This is a genomic window from Micromonospora sp. LOL_014 (assembly GCF_048060245.1).
Taxonomy (GTDB): Bacteria; Actinomycetota; Actinomycetes; order Mycobacteriales; family Micromonosporaceae; genus Micromonospora_E.
The window spans coordinates 129,810-144,580 of record NZ_JBHMIP010000012.1 but is presented as its reverse complement, the minus strand read 5'-3'; the positions used below and the strand labels follow the sequence as shown (position 1 = coordinate 144,580).

Here is a 14,771-nt window from a genome sequence, read left to right as displayed (position 1 = left end):
GCCGCACGGTCCGACAATCAGCGCCCCGGCGATCGGGCAGCGCCGCTATCCAGCCCCGTGACCAGGGATCCTCGGCAATATGGAAGTTCCCTCAGACGTCCAACGGTCGGCATTCTGATGAACATGCGATCACCTTCAGTGATCGGACTGACACAGCATCATCCGTGCGCCGCACTATGAGGGAGCCACGATGGTCATCCGACGGGTCGTCGCGTCGGTCGCCCAACGCCAGGTGCGACACGTCCGTCCGGTGTCCGAGCAGTCGGCGCTCGGCACGGTCGCCACCGTGTACGCCCAGTGCGCCGAGGAGATGCGGCTGGTCATCCCACCGGTCCTGCTCCACTCGCCGGCACCGGAGACACTCAGTGCCTGCTGGATGTTGATGCGCGAACCGCTGCTGGTGATGGGCGCGGTGGAACGCGTCGCCAAGGAGGCGGTCGCCGCCGGAGTGTCGGTCGCCAACATCTGCCCGTACTGCGTGGACATGCACAGCACCGGGCTGTACCCGCAGGCCGGCGAGCACGACGCCGAAGCGGTCGTCGCCGACCGGCCACAGACGATGACGGACCCGCGGCTGCGGGCGCTGGTCGAATGGGCCCGCAGCGCCCATCTGCCGGACGCCCCGACACCGGTGCCGTTCACCGAAGCGCAACGGCCGGAGCTGGTCGGCGTCGTCGTCGCCTTCCACTACCTGACCCGGATGGTCAACGTCTTTCTGACCAGCTTCCTGCTGCCGCCCGGACTCACCCCGGCGGCACGGCGACGGTTCAAACACCTCGTCGGCCGGCAGCTCGACCCGACGCTGCGGGCGGCACCCGCACCGGGGCGGTCGCTGCCGCTGCTGCCGGCGGCGGCGCTGCCGGCCGACGCCGGCTGGGCGGCCGGTGACCCGACGGTCGCCCAGGCTACGGCCCGGTCGTACGCGGCACTGGCCGCCGCCGGCGAACGCTGCCTGTCCGCGCCGGTCCGGCAGCTGGTCGAGGAGCAGCTGGCGAGCTGGCGCGGCGAGGAGACGGGGCTGGCCCGGCAGTGGTGTGAGGACCTCATCGCCCCGCTCTCCCCACCCGATCAGGCCGCCGCACGGTTGGCGCTGCTCACCGCCCTGGCGTCGTACCAGGTGGACAACGAGACGGTCGCGGAGTTCCGCCGGCACCACCCGGGCGACCGGACGCTGATCGAGGCCGCGGCCTGGGCCAGCTTCGCGGCGGCCCGTCGGGTCGGCGCCTGGCACCTCCCGACCGACCCGGTCCTGCCCGAGGCGCCGTCGTCGGATCGACACGCCCGGACCGGATAGCCGACCCAAAGGGGCACCGGCTGCCCGCGCCGGCCAGTGCCGGCATCGGCCGGCACCCGTACCGGAATGGAGAAACGCATGGCAGGCGTCATCGGCGCCGTCCGGCGGTTGGCCCTGGCGCCACCGCTGGCCGAGGTCACCTTCGCGCGCCGGGGCTTTCCCGGCGCATCGGCACCGGCCGCCCGCCGATTGGAGGCGGTCCCCCAGGCGGTGATCTGCGGCTTCGAGTGGGCCATCGACAGCACCGACCTGTGGGAGCTGGAACGCCGGCTGGAGCTGGTCGAGCAGGAGCTGCGGGGCTTCGCCTACGAAGGGGCGACGATGGCACTCACCGTACGGGACGTCACCGGCGCCCGGCTCGGCCGGCGCACCCGCGACCTGCTCACCGGCAGCGGCCGGCCGCACCTGCTGCTGGCGTACATCGGGATCGGGTTCGCGATGGCCCGGCTGCCCCGGCCGCTGTGGCGCAAGGTGCTGCCCGACCTGGCCGGGCTGCCCTACCACCCCACCATGTCGTGGCTGGCGGTCGACGGGCTCGGCTTCGACCGGGCGTACTTCCACACCCGGCGCTGGGTCGTCGAGCAGCGGCAGCCGGCGCCCTACCCGTGGCTCAGCCGGCCCGACTACTTCGGCCGCGCCTTCGACCAGGGCATCGGCCGGGCACTGTGGTTCATCCACGGCGGTCAGCCACGGGCGGTCGCCGCCGCCGTCGAAGAGTTCGCACCGGCCCGGCGGGCGGACCTGTTCAGTGGTGTCGGGCTGGCGGCGACCTTCGCCGGCGGTGAGCTCGACCTGCTACCGGAGCTGGCCGGCCCGTACCGCGCGGAGCTCGCCCAGGGCGCGGTGTTCGCCGCCAAGGCCCGCGCCGAGTCCGGCTTCGTGCCGGCCCACGTGGAGACCGCGACCCAGGTGCTGACCGGGACGTCGGCCGCCGCCGCCGCCGCGCTCGCCGACGAGGTCGCGGTGACCGACACCGACGGTACGGGCGCCGACGACACCCGTTCTGGCGTAGGCCGGCCTGACGGCCCGCCGGCCTACGAGACATGGCGGCGACGCATACGGGAGAGATTCGCCCCTGGCCTGCATTCGACCCACCACTGAACAACAGAAATCAGAGCAACGCGAAGGAACGGCTGTCACCGTCGACGGCCGGTTCACGCACGCCCGTTCCGCATTATCGAGCAATTTCGGAGAAATTCCCCAACGTGGCATTTCCAAAGAAGGAATTCCGTCGCCCTGCTGGCCATGATACAGGGCGACGACTGCCATTCATCGAGGACGAGTGAGGGAGAGAGTTGGCAACGTACTGGCGCAAGACGAGACGCGCGCTCCTGACGCCGAAGCTTTCCGAGACGACCTTGGACGTCCGCGGCTTCCATGCCAAGAACTCCACCTCACGCGACGTTCTGGAGACCGTCGGGCGGTCCTTCATCGCCGGATACGCGGCGGCCATGGAGGCGGGCACACCAGCGGAGGTCGCCACGCCACTGGCCGACCTGCCGGTGCGCTACCAGGGTTTCGCCTACGAGGGCGCGGCCATGGGTTTCGCCATTCTCGACGCACTGCCGTTCGGTCGTTCCGACCACGTCTCACGTTTCCTGGCCGGTCCGGGAGACGCACACGTCTACATGGCCTACGTCGGCATCGGCTGGGCAATGGCCCGGTTGCCGAGATTCCGGTGGCGGACACTGACCGCGCCGGATCCGCTGCTGCGCTGGCTGGCCCTGGACGGGTACGGATTCCACCAGGCGTACTTCCACACCGACCGGCACGTCCACCAGCAGCACGAGGAAACCGACTTTCCGTGGCCGATCAGCGGCCCACGCTGGTACGCCAGCCGCGCGATCGACCAGGGTGTCGGCCGGGCCAGCTGGTTCGTCGGGGGCAGCGACCCGCAGCGGGTGGCCGAGCTGATCGACGCCTTCGCTCCCCACCGGCGTGCCGACCTGTACAGCGGTGCCGCGTTGGCGGCGACCTACGCCGGCGGCGCCGACGCCGACGAACTGCGGACGTTGTGGGACCGCGCCGGTGACGCCCGGCCGCAGGTCGCCCAGGCCAGCGCCTTCGCGGCCGAGGCACGGGTGCGGGCCGGCCTGGTGGTGTCGCACAACGAGCTCGCCACCGAGATCTTCTGCGGAATGTCCGTATCCGACGCGGCGGCGGTCAGCCGGCAGACCCGGCCCGACCCCGCGACCACCGGCCCGGTGCCGGCCTACGAGGTGTGGCGGGAGCGGGCCGCCAGCCAGTTCGTCTCTCTTGGGAGGTGCTAGTCCGTGTCGTCGACAGTTGGCTTGCTTCGCCGGCAACTCGCCGGGGTCATCGCGGTCCTGCTGATGGTGAGCCTGTTCGTGCTCGCCCGTCAGCCCGGCTATGCCGCTGACACCCGTGCGGGCCTGGCCGCCGGCTACTCCTTCACGCCGATGTCGATCGCGATGCCGGGTGGCTTCACCCAGCAGTCGATCCGCAAGGTCAACCAGGAGTACGAACATATCGACGCCTGGATCTCCTCGGTCGGTGCCGCGATCGCCATGAACGACCTCGACGGCGACGGCCTGGCCAACGACCTGTGCGTCACCGATCCCCGGATCGACCAGGTCGTGGTGAGCCCGACGCCGGACAGCCCGGCCCGGTACGCACCGTTCGCGCTCGACCCGGACCCGCTGCCCATGCACTTCGCGATGGCGCCGATGGGCTGCGCACCCGGTGACTTCAACGCCGACGGCCGGATGGACCTGCTGGTCTACCTGTGGGGCCGCACCCCGATCATCTACCTGGCCAAAGCCGACGTCGACGAACTCGGCCCGGACAGCTACCAGCCGACCGAACTGATGCCGGGGCCGTCCGGATCGGGCTACACCGGACCGGACTGGAACACCAACACGGTCACCGTCGCCGACTTCGACGGCGACGGCCACGAGGACATCCACGTCGGCAACTACTTCCCGCACAGTCCGGTGCTCGACCACACGGTGTACGGCGGGGTGGAGATGAACCACTCGATGTCCCACGGGCTCAACGGCGGCCCGGACTACATCTTCCGGTGGGCCGGGTCGACCAGCGGCGCCACGCCGACGGTGCGCTACGAACGCGTCGACGACGCCATCCCCGCCGACGCCTCGACCGGCTGGGCGCTGGCCTCAGGCGCGGTCGACCTCGACGGCGACCTGCTGCCGGAGCTGTACCTGGCGCACGACTTCGGCCCCGACCGGCTGCTGCACAACCGGTCCACCCCGGGCAACATCGACTTCGCCATGGTCGAGGCGGTCCGCAAGGGCACCGTGCCGAAGTCCAAGCAGCTCGGCATCGACTCGTTCAAGGGCATGGGCGTCGACTTCGGTGACCTCGACGGGGACGGAAACTACGACCTGTTCGTCAGCAACATCACCACGTCGTTCGGCATCGTGGAGAGCAACTACGCCTTCATCAACGACGCCGCCGACACCGAGGAGATGCGTCGCCGGCTCGCCGCCGGTGAAGCGCCCTTCACCGACCGCAGCGCGCCGATGGGCCTGGCCTGGTCCGGCTGGGGCTGGGACACCAAATTGGCCGACTTCAACAACAGCGGCCAGACCGTGGTCACCCAGGCGCTCGGATTCGTCAAGGGCGAGGTCAACCGGTGGCCGCAGCTGCAGGAACTGGCGACCGCGAACGACCTGCTGCTGTCCGATCCGGCCTGGTGGCCGAACGTACGCGCCGGTGACGACGTCGCTGGTGGGCAGACCCTGCGGTTCTTCGTACCCGACGAGACCGGACGCTACGTCGACGTGGCTGCCGAACTCGGTCTGGCGGTCCCGGTGCCGACCCGGGGCATCGCCACCGGCGACGCCGACGGCGACGGGCTGCTCGACTGGGCGGTCGCCCGGCAGTGGGCCGAACCGGTCTACTACCACAACGACAGCCCGTCGGCCGGTGCCTTCCTCGGCCTGCACCTGGCCCACCCGCACGACACCGACCCCGGGCAGGCCGGTTCGCCGGCGACCGGTGCCCAGGTCGTCGCCACCACCGCCGACGGGCGGGTCTTCCTGTCCCGGGTCGACGGCGGCAGCGGCCACTCCGGCCACCGCAGCCACGAGGTGCACATCGGACTCGGCGAGGTGACCGGGCCGGTGCAGGTGCAGATCAGCTGGCGGGACCGCACTGGTCAGGCACACGAACAGATCCTTGAGATGACCCCCGGCTGGCACTCCGTACAGCTCGGGTCCCAGGCCACGGTGAGGTGAACCGATGACCACGACCACCCCGCAGACCGCCCGTTCCGCCCCCCGGCACGACCCCAAAGTCGTCACCGCGCTCCGCCGGTTCGCCATCTCGATCACGGTGTTCAACATCCTGGGCTACACCGTGCTCGGCTTCGAGCAACCGTGGCTGTGGCCGTTCGTCGCGCTCGCCACGGCGTACACGATCGAGATCGGCCTGGAGATCATCGGCGCCCGGACCGAAGGTCGCCCGCCACGGTTCCTCGGCGGCGGGCTACGCGGACTCACCGAGTTCCTGTACCCGGCGCACATCACCGCGCTGGCGGTGAACATGCTGACCTACGTCAACGACCAGGTCCTCGCGATGATGTTCGGTGTCGCGGTCGCGATCGGCGCCAAGTGGGTGCTGCGGGCACCGGTACGGGGCCGGCTGCGGCACTACATGAACCCGTCGAACTTCGGGATCATGATGATCCTCGTCGTCTTCCCGTGGGCCAGCATCGCGCCGCCGTACCACTTCACCGAGAACGTGGACGGCTTCGTCGACTGGTTCCTGCCACTGGCCATTCTCGGCCTGGGGACGATGCTCAACGCCAAGCTGACCGGCCGGATGTGGCTGATCGGTGCCTGGCTCGGGGTCTTCGCGCTGCAGTCGGTCGTGCGCGGCGTCCTGCTCGACACCTCGATCCTCGGCGGGCTGGCCACCATGACCGGCGTGGCGTTCGTCCTGTTCACCAACTACATGATCACCGACCCGGGGACCAGCCCGTCCAAACCGGCCTCGCAGGTCGCCTTCGGCGGCAGCGTGGCGCTGGTCTACGGCATGCTCACCGGCGCCGGCATCGCGTACGGGCTGTTCTTCGCCACGGCGGCGGTGTGCGCCGTCCGGGGCATCTTCCTCTGGTCCGTGCACATCGTGAACAAGGTCCGCGAGGCCAACGAGGCCCAGGCCCGCGCCGCCGCTGCTGCCGCAGCGGGCGACCCGACCGCGACACCGCTGACCACACCGTCGGACACGAAGGAGGTGGTGGTGGCGTGACCAGGATCTCCATCGTCGGCATGGCCTGCCGCTACCCGGACGCCACATCGCCGCGGGAGCTATGGGACAACGCCCTCGCCGGGCGGCGGGCGTTCCGCCGACTGCCGGACGTACGGATGCGGCTGGCCGACTACTGGGACGCCGACCCGGCCGCCCCGGACCGGTTCTACGCCCGCAACGCCGCCGTCATCGAGGGGTACGAGTTCGACCGGATCGCGTACAAGATCGCCGGAAGCACGTACCGGTCGACGGACCTGGCCCACTGGCTGGCCCTGGACGTCGCCGCGACGGCCCTGGCCGACGCCGGGTTCCCGATGGCCGAAGGACTGCCCCGCGAACGGACCAGCGTGGTCGTCGGCAACAGCCTCACCGGCGAGTTCTCCCGGGCCAACCTGATGCGGCTGCGCTGGCCGTACGTCCGCCGGATGGTCGCCGCCGCGCTCAAGGAGCAGGACTGGGACGACGAGCAGCTCGGTGCGTTCCTGGCCAACCTGGAAACCAGCTACAAGGCTCCGTTCCCGGCCGTCGACGAGGACACCCTCGCCGGCGGTCTGTCCAACACCATCGCCGGGCGGATCTGCAACCACTTCGATCTCAAGGGCGGCGGCTACACGGTGGACGGCGCCTGCTCGTCGTCGCTGCTGTCGGTGGCGACCGCCTGCAAGTCGCTGCTCGACGGCGAGGTCGACGTCGCCATCGCCGGCGGGGTCGACCTGTCGATCGACCCGTTCGAGATCATCGGTTTCGCCAAGACCGGGGCGCTCGCCCGGGGCGAGATGCGGGTGTACGACAAGGGCTCCAACGGGTTCTGGCCCGGTGAGGGCTGCGGGATGATCGTGCTGATGCGCGAGCCGGACGCCACGGCGGCCGGACACCGCAGCTACGCCACCATCGCCGGCTGGGGCATCTCCTCCGACGGCAAGGGCGGCATCACCCGCCCCGAGGTCAGCGGCTACCAGCTGGCGCTGCACCGGGCGTACGAGCGGGCCGGCTTCGGCATCGACACGGTCGGCCTGTTCGAGGGACACGGCACCGGGACAGCGGTCGGCGACAGCACCGAGCTGAAGGCGCTCACCCTGGCCCGGCAGGCGGCCGATCCTGACGGGCGACCGGCGGTGATCGGCTCGATCAAGGGCATGATCGGGCACACCAAGGCGGCGGCCGGGGTGGCCGGCCTGATCAAGGCCGCGATGGCCGTGCATCACGAGGTGCTGCCCCCGGCGATCGGCTGCGTCGATCCGCACGACGAGCTGACCCGCCCGGACGCCGCGCTGCGGGTGCTCCGCCAGGCCGAACCGTGGTCCGCCGACGTGCCGGTGCGGGCCAGTGTGACCGCGATGGGCTTCGGCGGGATCAACACCCACGTGGTGCTGGAGAAACGCGACGCCCGGCGGCGCAGCCGGCTGGACAGCCGGACCTTCTCGCTGGCGACGTCGGTGCAGGACGCCGAACTGCTGGCCGTCGACGCGCTGTCCCGCGACGAGCTGCGCGAACGGCTGCACCAGCTGGTCGCGTTCGTGCCGACGGTGGCGTACGCGCAGTTGGCCGACCTGGCCGCCACGTTGCACCGGGAGTTGCGCGACCTGCCGTACCGGGCGGCGGTGGTGGTCACCTCGCCGGAGGACGCGGTACGGCAACTGCAGCGGGTCCTCGAGGCGCTCGACACCGACCAGACCCGCCTGGTGACCGAGGACGGCCGGGCCTTCCTCGGCTACGCCAGCGGGCCCGGCCGGATCGGCTACCTGTTCCCCGGCCAGGGGTCCGGGCGGGGCACCAGCGGCGGTGCGCTGCGCCGCCGGTTCACCGAGGCGGACCAGGTGTACCGCCGGTCGGCCCTACCGGAGTCGGCCGACGGCGTCGCCACCTCGGTGGCCCAGCCCCGGATCGTGACCGGGTCGCTGGCCGGCCTCACCGTGCTGGCGAACCTCGGGGTGGAGGCGACCGTCGCGGTCGGCCACAGTCTCGGCGAGATCTCGGCGCTGCACTGGGCCGGTGCCATCGACGAGGAGACGCTGCTGCGGGTCGCGCGGGTGCGGGGCCAGACCATGGCCACGCACAGCGCGTCCGGCACGATGGCCGGTGTCGGTGCCGACCCGGACACCGTGCTGGAGCTGCTCACCGGCACCGACGTGGTGATCGCCGGATACAACGGGCCGCAGCAGACCGTCGTCGCCGGCCCGGTCGACCAGGTCGAGCGGGTCTGCCACGCGGCCCGGGAGGCCGCGCTGGCGGCGACCCCGCTGGCGGTGTCCCACGCGTTCCACTCGCCGCTGGTCGCTCCCGCCGCCGGGGCCTTCGCCGACCAGCTGACCGGGGAGCGGTTCCAGCAGCTGCACCGTACGGTCGTGTCGACGGTGACCGGCGAGGTCCTGCCGGCGGAGACCGACGTGCCGGCCCTGCTGCACCGGCAGATCGTCGACCCGGTGCTGTTCGCGCCGGCGGCGGCCGCCGCCGCCAAGGACGTCGACCTGCTCGTCGAGGTCGGACCGGGCCGGGTGCTCAGCGGCCTGGCCGCCGCCATCACCGACGTGCCCGCGCTGGCGTTGGACACCGACAGCCAGTCCCTGGTGGGGCTGCTACGGGTGGTGGCGGGCGCGTTCGTGGTCGGCGCTGCGGGCATCCACTCCGGGCTGTTCCACGGCCGGTTGACCCGCAGCCTGGCGGTCGGGGCCGAGTTCACGTTCTTCGCCAGCCCCTGTGAGGCGGCACCGACCGTCACGATCGCCACGCCGGCGACCATGGCAGCGGCACCGGCTGCCGAGGCGACCCCGGTCGACGACACCGAGTCGACCGTGGACCTGCTGCGGCGGATGGCCGCCGACCGGGCCGAACTTCCGATGGAGATGGTCCGCGACGACAGTCGACTCCTCGACGACCTGCACCTGAGCTCCATCACCGTCGGGCAGCTGGTCAACCAGGCGGCCGCCCGGCGCGGCATCGCGGCCAGTGCCACCCCGACGAACTTCGCCACCGCCACCGTCGGTCAGCTCGCCGACGCCCTCGACCAGCTCAGCACGACGGCGACCGACGGCGAGGCCCACGCGCCGGCCGTGGTCGACGGTGCCGCGACCTGGTCGCGGGCCTTCCGGATCGACCTCGACCCGGCCGGCCCCCCGGTACCGGTGGCCGCCGCCGGCGGCGCGTCGGCCGGTGGCGGCTGGCGGGTGTACGCCCGCGACGACCATCCACTGGCCGAACCACTGCGGCTGGCCCTGGACCGGGCCGGGCTCGGCGGCGGGGTGCTGGTCTGCCTCTCCCCGCAGTGCCCAGCCGACGAGGTGGAGCTCGCGCTGCGGGCCGCCCGCGAGTTGCTCGCCGGCGGTGGCGGCGACCGCTTCGTCCTGGTCCAGTCTGACCGGGGCGCGGCCGGGCTGGCGAAGACGCTCCGGCTGGAGGCACCGCAGCTGAAGGTGACCGTGGTGCACGTGCCGCTGATCCGCGAGGCGCTGCCGTGGGTGTGCGCCGAGGTCGCCGCGACCGACGGGTTCGTCGAGTCCTACTACGAACCCGACGGCAGCCGGCGGGTCCCGGTGCTGCGGGCACTGCCGGTACGGGCCGAACGCACCGCGCAGGTCCTCGGCGGTGACGACGTCCTGCTGGTCACCGGCGGCGGCAAGGGCATCACCGCCGAGTGTGCCCTGGCGCTGGCCGCCGACAGCGGTGCCCGGCTCGCCGTACTGGGTCGCTCCGACCCGGCCGACGACCCGGATCTGGCCGCCAACCTGAGGCGGATGACCGACGCCGGGATCACCGTCCACTACGGCCGGGCCGACGTCACCGACACCGACCAGGTCCAGCGGGCGGTGGCGCAGGTCACGGACGCTCTCGGGCCGGTCACCGCGGTCCTGCACGGTGCCGGGCGCAACGAGCCGACGGCGCTGACCAACCTCGACATGGTGCAGGTCCGGCAGACCTTCGCCCCGAAGGTCGACGGGCTGGACGCGGTGCTGGCCGCCGTCGACCCCGACCAACTGCGGCTGCTGGTCACCTTCGGCAGCATCATCGGCCGGGCCGGCCTGCGCGGCGAGGCGCACTACGCGACCGCCAACGAATGGCTCGCCGAACGGACCGTCCGGTTCCAGCGGGAGCATCCGCAGTGCCGGGCCGTCTGCATGGAGTGGTCGGTCTGGTCCGGCGTGGGCATGGGCGAACGGCTGTCGGTCGTCGAGTCGCTGCAGCGTGAAGGGGTGATCCCGATCTCCCTCGACGACGGGGTGGCGCTGATGCGGCGGCTCGTCGGTGATCCCGACGTCCCACCGGTGGTGGTGGTCAGCGGACGGACCACGGGCATCGACACGGTCGCGCACGACCTGCCCGACCTGCCGCTGCTGCGCTTCGTCGACAAGCCACTGGTGCGCTACCACGGCGTCGAACTCGTCTGCGAGACCGTCCTGCACCCGGGCAGCGACCTCTACCTCGACGATCACCGGTTGGACGGCAACCTGCTGTTCCCGGCGGTGTTCGGTATGGAGGCGATGGCCCAGGTGGCGACCGCGGTGACCGGGGCGTCGACGGTGCCCCGCATCGAGCAGGCCGAGTTCCTGCGGCCGATCGTGGTGCCGCCGGACGGCAGCACCACGGTCCGGATCGCCGCGACCGTCGTTGACGACGCGACGGTGGACGTCACCATCCGCAGCGCGGAGACCGCCTTCGCCGCCGAGCACTTCCGGGCCAGGCTGCGCTTCGACACCGACCCGGCCCCGGACGGGCCGCCGGACCAGGTCGCCGACGGGCTGCCGCCGGTGGCCCTCGACCCGGCCCGGGACCTGTACGTGGACACCATGTTCCAGGGGGCCCGGTTCCAGCGGGTACGCCGCTACCACCGGGCCGCCGCGCGGCACATCGACACCGAGGTCGCGGCCGACCCGCAGACCGCGTGGTTCGCCCCGTACCTGCCGGGCGACCTGCTGCTCGGCGACCCCGGGCTGCGGGACGCGCTGATGCACGCCAACCAGGTGTGCGTACCGGACGCGACGCTGCTGCCGCAGGGCATCGACCGGGTCCACCCCGGCGGGGCCGACCTGGTCGGTCCGGGCGACTTCCGGTTCTGCGCCGTCGAACGCAGCCGCGACGGCGACACCTACCATTACGACATCGCGGTACGCGACGGCGACGGCAGAGTCGTCGAACGGTGGGAAGGGCTGCGGCTGCGCGCGGTCCGCAAGAAGGGCGGCGCCGGACCGTGGGTCGCCCCGCTGCTCGGGCCGTACCTGGAGCGCACCGTGCAGGACCTGCTCGGCAGCGACACCGCAGTGGTCGTCGAACCGGCGCTGCCGGACGAGGACGAGGCCACGACCCGGCGGGAGCGCACCGGGCGGGCCGCCGGGCGGGCACTCGGCCGGCCGGTGTCGGTCACCCACCGCCCGGACGGTCGGCCTGAACTGGCCGGCACGGCGGTCTCAGCCGCGCACGGCGCCGGGGTGACCCTCTGTGTGACCGGTACGGGCGACCTGGGCTGCGACGTCGAAGCGGTGGCGGCCCGCTCCGCCGACGAGTGGCGTGACCTGCTCGGCAACCATTTGCCGCTGGCCCAACTGCTGGCCCGCGAGCTCGCCGAGCCGCTCGACGTCGCCGCGACCCGGGTGTGGAGCGCGGTGGAGTGTCTGCAGAAGATCGGCCGTCCGCAGCCGACGCCGCTGTCCCAGCTCACCGGCGGACCGGCGGGCTGGGTGGTGCTGGCCAGCGGGAGTCAACGGATCGCCACGGTGGCGACGACGCTGCGTGACCACCCGGGCCCGGTCGTCGTCGCTGTCCTGGCGCAGGGGCGGTGAGCCGGATGTCGGACTACTACGAGTACCGCCACACGGTGGGCTTCGAGGAAACCAACGTGGTGGGCAACGTCTACTACGTCAACTACCTGCGCTGGCAGGGACGGTGCCGGGAGATGTTCCTCAAGGAACGGGCGCCGAGCGTGCTCGCCGAGGTGCAGGCCGACCTCAAGCTGTTCACCCTGCGGGTGGACTGCGAGTTCTTCGCCGAGATCACCGCCTTCGACGACCTCGCCGTCCGGATGCGGCTGGTGGACCTGGCGCAGACCCAGTTGGAGTTCAGTTTCGACTACATCCGGCTGGGTGCCGACGGCGAGTTGCCGGTGGCCCGGGGCCGGCAACGGGTGGCCTGCATGCGCGGGCCGAACACCAGGACCGTTCCGACCCGGGTCCCCGAGGCGCTGGTACGGGCGTTGGCGCCGTACTCCGCGCTGGCGCGTGCCTGAGCACGGCAGGAGGAGGACGAAATGAACGTCGACCATCCACCGCCCGGGGAGGTACTCGACCCGGGCGCCCTACGCCAGGTGTTCGGCACCTTCGCCACCGGCGTCACCGTGGTGACCGTCGGCGGCGGCCAACCGCACGGGATGACCGCCAACTCCTTCACCTCGGTGTCCCTGGACCCACCACTGGTGCTGATCTGCGTGGACCGGCAAGCGGTCATGCACGAGTGTCTGGTCAGCGCCGGCGCGTTCGCGGTGTCGGTGCTCGCCGCCGACCAGGAGCCGGTGGCCCGCCACTTCGCCGACCGCTGGCGGCCACTGGGACAGGCACAGTTCGACGCGGTCGCCTGGCGGCCGGGGCCGGCCAGCGGGGCACCACTGATCGACGGGGCGCTGGCCCACCTGGAATGCGGGCTGTGGCGCGCCTACGACGGCGGTGACCACACCATCTTCACCGGTCGCCTGCTGTCGGCGAGGCGTCACGGTGACGACGAGCCGGTGTTGTTCCTGCGGGGACGGTTCCGCCAGCTCGACCCGCGACGCGACGAGGTGCCGACGTGACGCCGGCCCGGACCGGCCAGGCCCCGCCGGGCCCGACCGGACCGGCGTCGCTGGGTACGTTGTGGAAGTTCGGCCGGGACCGGCTGGGTGTGATGAGCACCGCGGCGCGCCGCCACGGCGACGCCGTCCGGTTGGCCACCTGGCCGTGGCCGTTCTACTTCTTCAACCATCCGGACCACGCCAAGTACGTGCTCGCGGAGAACAGCCGCAACTACCACAAGGGCATCGGGCTGGTGCATGCCCGTCGGGCACTCGGCGACGGGCTGCTCACCAGTGAGGGTGAGCTGTGGCGGGAACAGCGCCGAACGATGCAGCCGGTGTTCCAGGCCAAGCGGATCGCCGGACAGGCCGCCACGGTGGCACAGGAGGCGGCCGGTCTGGTCGAGCGGCTGCGCGGTCACCGTGGCGGGGCGCCGGTGGACGTGCTGCAGGAGGCGACCGAGCTGACCCTCGGGGTGCTCGGCCGGACCCTGTTGGACACCGATCTGAGCCGGTACCAGTCGATCGGGCACTCGTTCGAGGTCATGCAGGACCAGGCGATGTTCGAGCTGGCGTCGATGAGCATGGTGCCGATGTGGGTGCCGCTACCGCAGCAGCTGCGGTTCCGGCGGGCCCGTCGGGACCTTCAGGTCATCGTCGACCGGATGGTGGCCGAGCGGACCGCCCGCGACGGCGACGACGCGACCGGCGACGACGCGCTGTCCCGGCTGATCGTCTCGACCCGGCGTGAGCCGGACCCCCGGCGCGGTCAGCAGCGGATGCGCGACGAGCTGGTCACCCTGCTGCTGGCCGGCCACGAGACCACCGCGAGCACGTTGGGGTGGAGTTTCTACCTGATCGACCAGCATCCACAGGTCCGCGAGCGGCTCCGGGACGAGGCCGTGGCGGTGCTCGGTGACCGGCTGCCTACCTACGAGGATCTGCGCCGGTTGACCTACACCTCGATGGTGGTCGAGGAGGTCATGCGGCTGTATCCGCCGGTCTGGATGCTCTCGCGGATCGCGCAGGGGCCGGACGAGATCGGTGGGTTCCCGGTGCCCGCCGGGGCCCATGTGCTGATCTGCCCGTACACCCTGCACCGGCATCCGGGCTTCTGGCCCGACCCGGACCGCTTCGACCCGGAACGGTTCGACCCGACCCGGACAGTGAGTCGACCCCGGTACGCGTACGTGCCGTTCGGGGCCGGGCCACGCTTCTGCGTGGGCAACCACCTCGGGATGATGGAAGCGGTGTTCGTGATCGCCATGGTCAGCCGGGAACTGCGGCTGGTGAAGCCGGAGTCGTACCGGGTGGTACCCGAACCGATGCTGTCGCTGCGGATCCGCGGCGGGCTGCCGATGTCCGTCGAGTCCGCCGCCTGACCCGCACGCCCCCGGGCCGTTGGTCGACCAGTCGGTCGACCAACGGCCCGGTCGTCTGGGTAGGGACGTCCTGCTGTTGCGGGGATGCCGACCGGTGCCCTCACCGGAC

9 protein-coding genes are annotated in these 14,771 nt (G+C 71.7%); all 9 read left to right on the top strand.

All coding sequences use genetic code 11. The features are described from left to right. Positions 1-190: 190 nt before the first annotated feature. The 9 genes from ACFHW1_RS13280 to ACFHW1_RS13240 all read left to right on the top strand — a co-directional run bounded on the left by ACFHW1_RS13280 (position 191) and on the right by ACFHW1_RS13240 (position 14,662). Entirely contained in the window at positions 191-1,294 is a 1,104-nt protein-coding gene (locus tag ACFHW1_RS13280) for a carboxymuconolactone decarboxylase family protein (RefSeq protein WP_416552690.1), read from the top strand. A gap of 78 nt (positions 1,295-1,372) precedes the next feature. Continuing rightward, positions 1,373-2,395 (top strand): DUF1702 family protein, encoded by a 1,023-nt coding sequence (locus ACFHW1_RS13275; protein ID WP_416615497.1) that lies wholly within the window; start codon positions 1,373-1,375, stop codon positions 2,393-2,395. Positions 2,396-2,589: 194 nt separating this feature from the next. Continuing rightward, positions 2,590-3,564 (top strand): DUF1702 family protein, encoded by a 975-nt coding sequence (locus ACFHW1_RS13270; protein ID WP_416552686.1) that lies wholly within the window; start codon positions 2,590-2,592, stop codon positions 3,562-3,564. 3 nt (positions 3,565-3,567) lie between these two features. Next, positions 3,568-5,514: a CRTAC1 family protein gene (locus tag ACFHW1_RS13265; RefSeq protein ID WP_416552684.1), complete on the top strand. Its 1,947-nt coding sequence runs from the start codon at positions 3,568-3,570 to the stop codon at positions 5,512-5,514. A gap of 4 nt (positions 5,515-5,518) precedes the next feature. Beyond that, on the top strand, positions 5,519-6,529 hold the full coding sequence (locus tag ACFHW1_RS13260; RefSeq protein ID WP_416552682.1) for an enediyne biosynthesis protein: 1,011 nt from the start codon (positions 5,519-5,521) through the stop codon (positions 6,527-6,529). Then, entirely contained in the window at positions 6,526-12,300 is a 5,775-nt protein-coding gene (locus tag ACFHW1_RS13255; RefSeq protein WP_416615496.1) for an SDR family NAD(P)-dependent oxidoreductase, read from the top strand. The genes ACFHW1_RS13260 and ACFHW1_RS13255 overlap by 4 nt, the downstream gene beginning before the upstream one ends. Before the next feature lie 5 nt (positions 12,301-12,305). Beyond that, positions 12,306-12,743: an acyl-CoA thioesterase gene (locus ACFHW1_RS13250; protein WP_416552678.1), complete on the top strand. Its 438-nt coding sequence runs from the start codon at positions 12,306-12,308 to the stop codon at positions 12,741-12,743. Between the two features lie 21 nt (positions 12,744-12,764). Further along, complete coding sequence (locus tag ACFHW1_RS13245) at positions 12,765-13,301, top strand: flavin reductase family protein (RefSeq protein WP_416552676.1); 537 nt, start codon at positions 12,765-12,767, stop codon at positions 13,299-13,301. Continuing rightward, on the top strand, positions 13,298-14,662 hold the full coding sequence (locus tag ACFHW1_RS13240) for a cytochrome P450 (protein WP_416552674.1): 1,365 nt from the start codon (positions 13,298-13,300) through the stop codon (positions 14,660-14,662). The genes ACFHW1_RS13245 and ACFHW1_RS13240 overlap by 4 nt, the downstream gene beginning before the upstream one ends. Positions 14,663-14,771 lie beyond the last annotated feature (109 nt).

Bases quoted from the DNA above. Each gene is read 5' to 3' on its own strand.
- ACFHW1_RS13280 (WP_416552690.1), top strand. From the start codon at position 191: ATGGTCATCCGACGGGTCGTCGCGTCGGTCGCCCAACGCCAGGTGCGA.
- ACFHW1_RS13275 (WP_416615497.1), top strand. From the start codon at position 1,373: ATGGCAGGCGTCATCGGCGCCGTCCGGCGGTTGGCCCTGGCGCCACCG.
- ACFHW1_RS13260 (WP_416552682.1), top strand. From the start codon at position 5,519: ATGACCACGACCACCCCGCAGACCGCCCGTTCCGCCCCCCGGCACGAC.
- ACFHW1_RS13250 (WP_416552678.1), top strand. From the start codon at position 12,306: ATGTCGGACTACTACGAGTACCGCCACACGGTGGGCTTCGAGGAAACC.
- ACFHW1_RS13245 (WP_416552676.1), top strand. From the start codon at position 12,765: ATGAACGTCGACCATCCACCGCCCGGGGAGGTACTCGACCCGGGCGCC.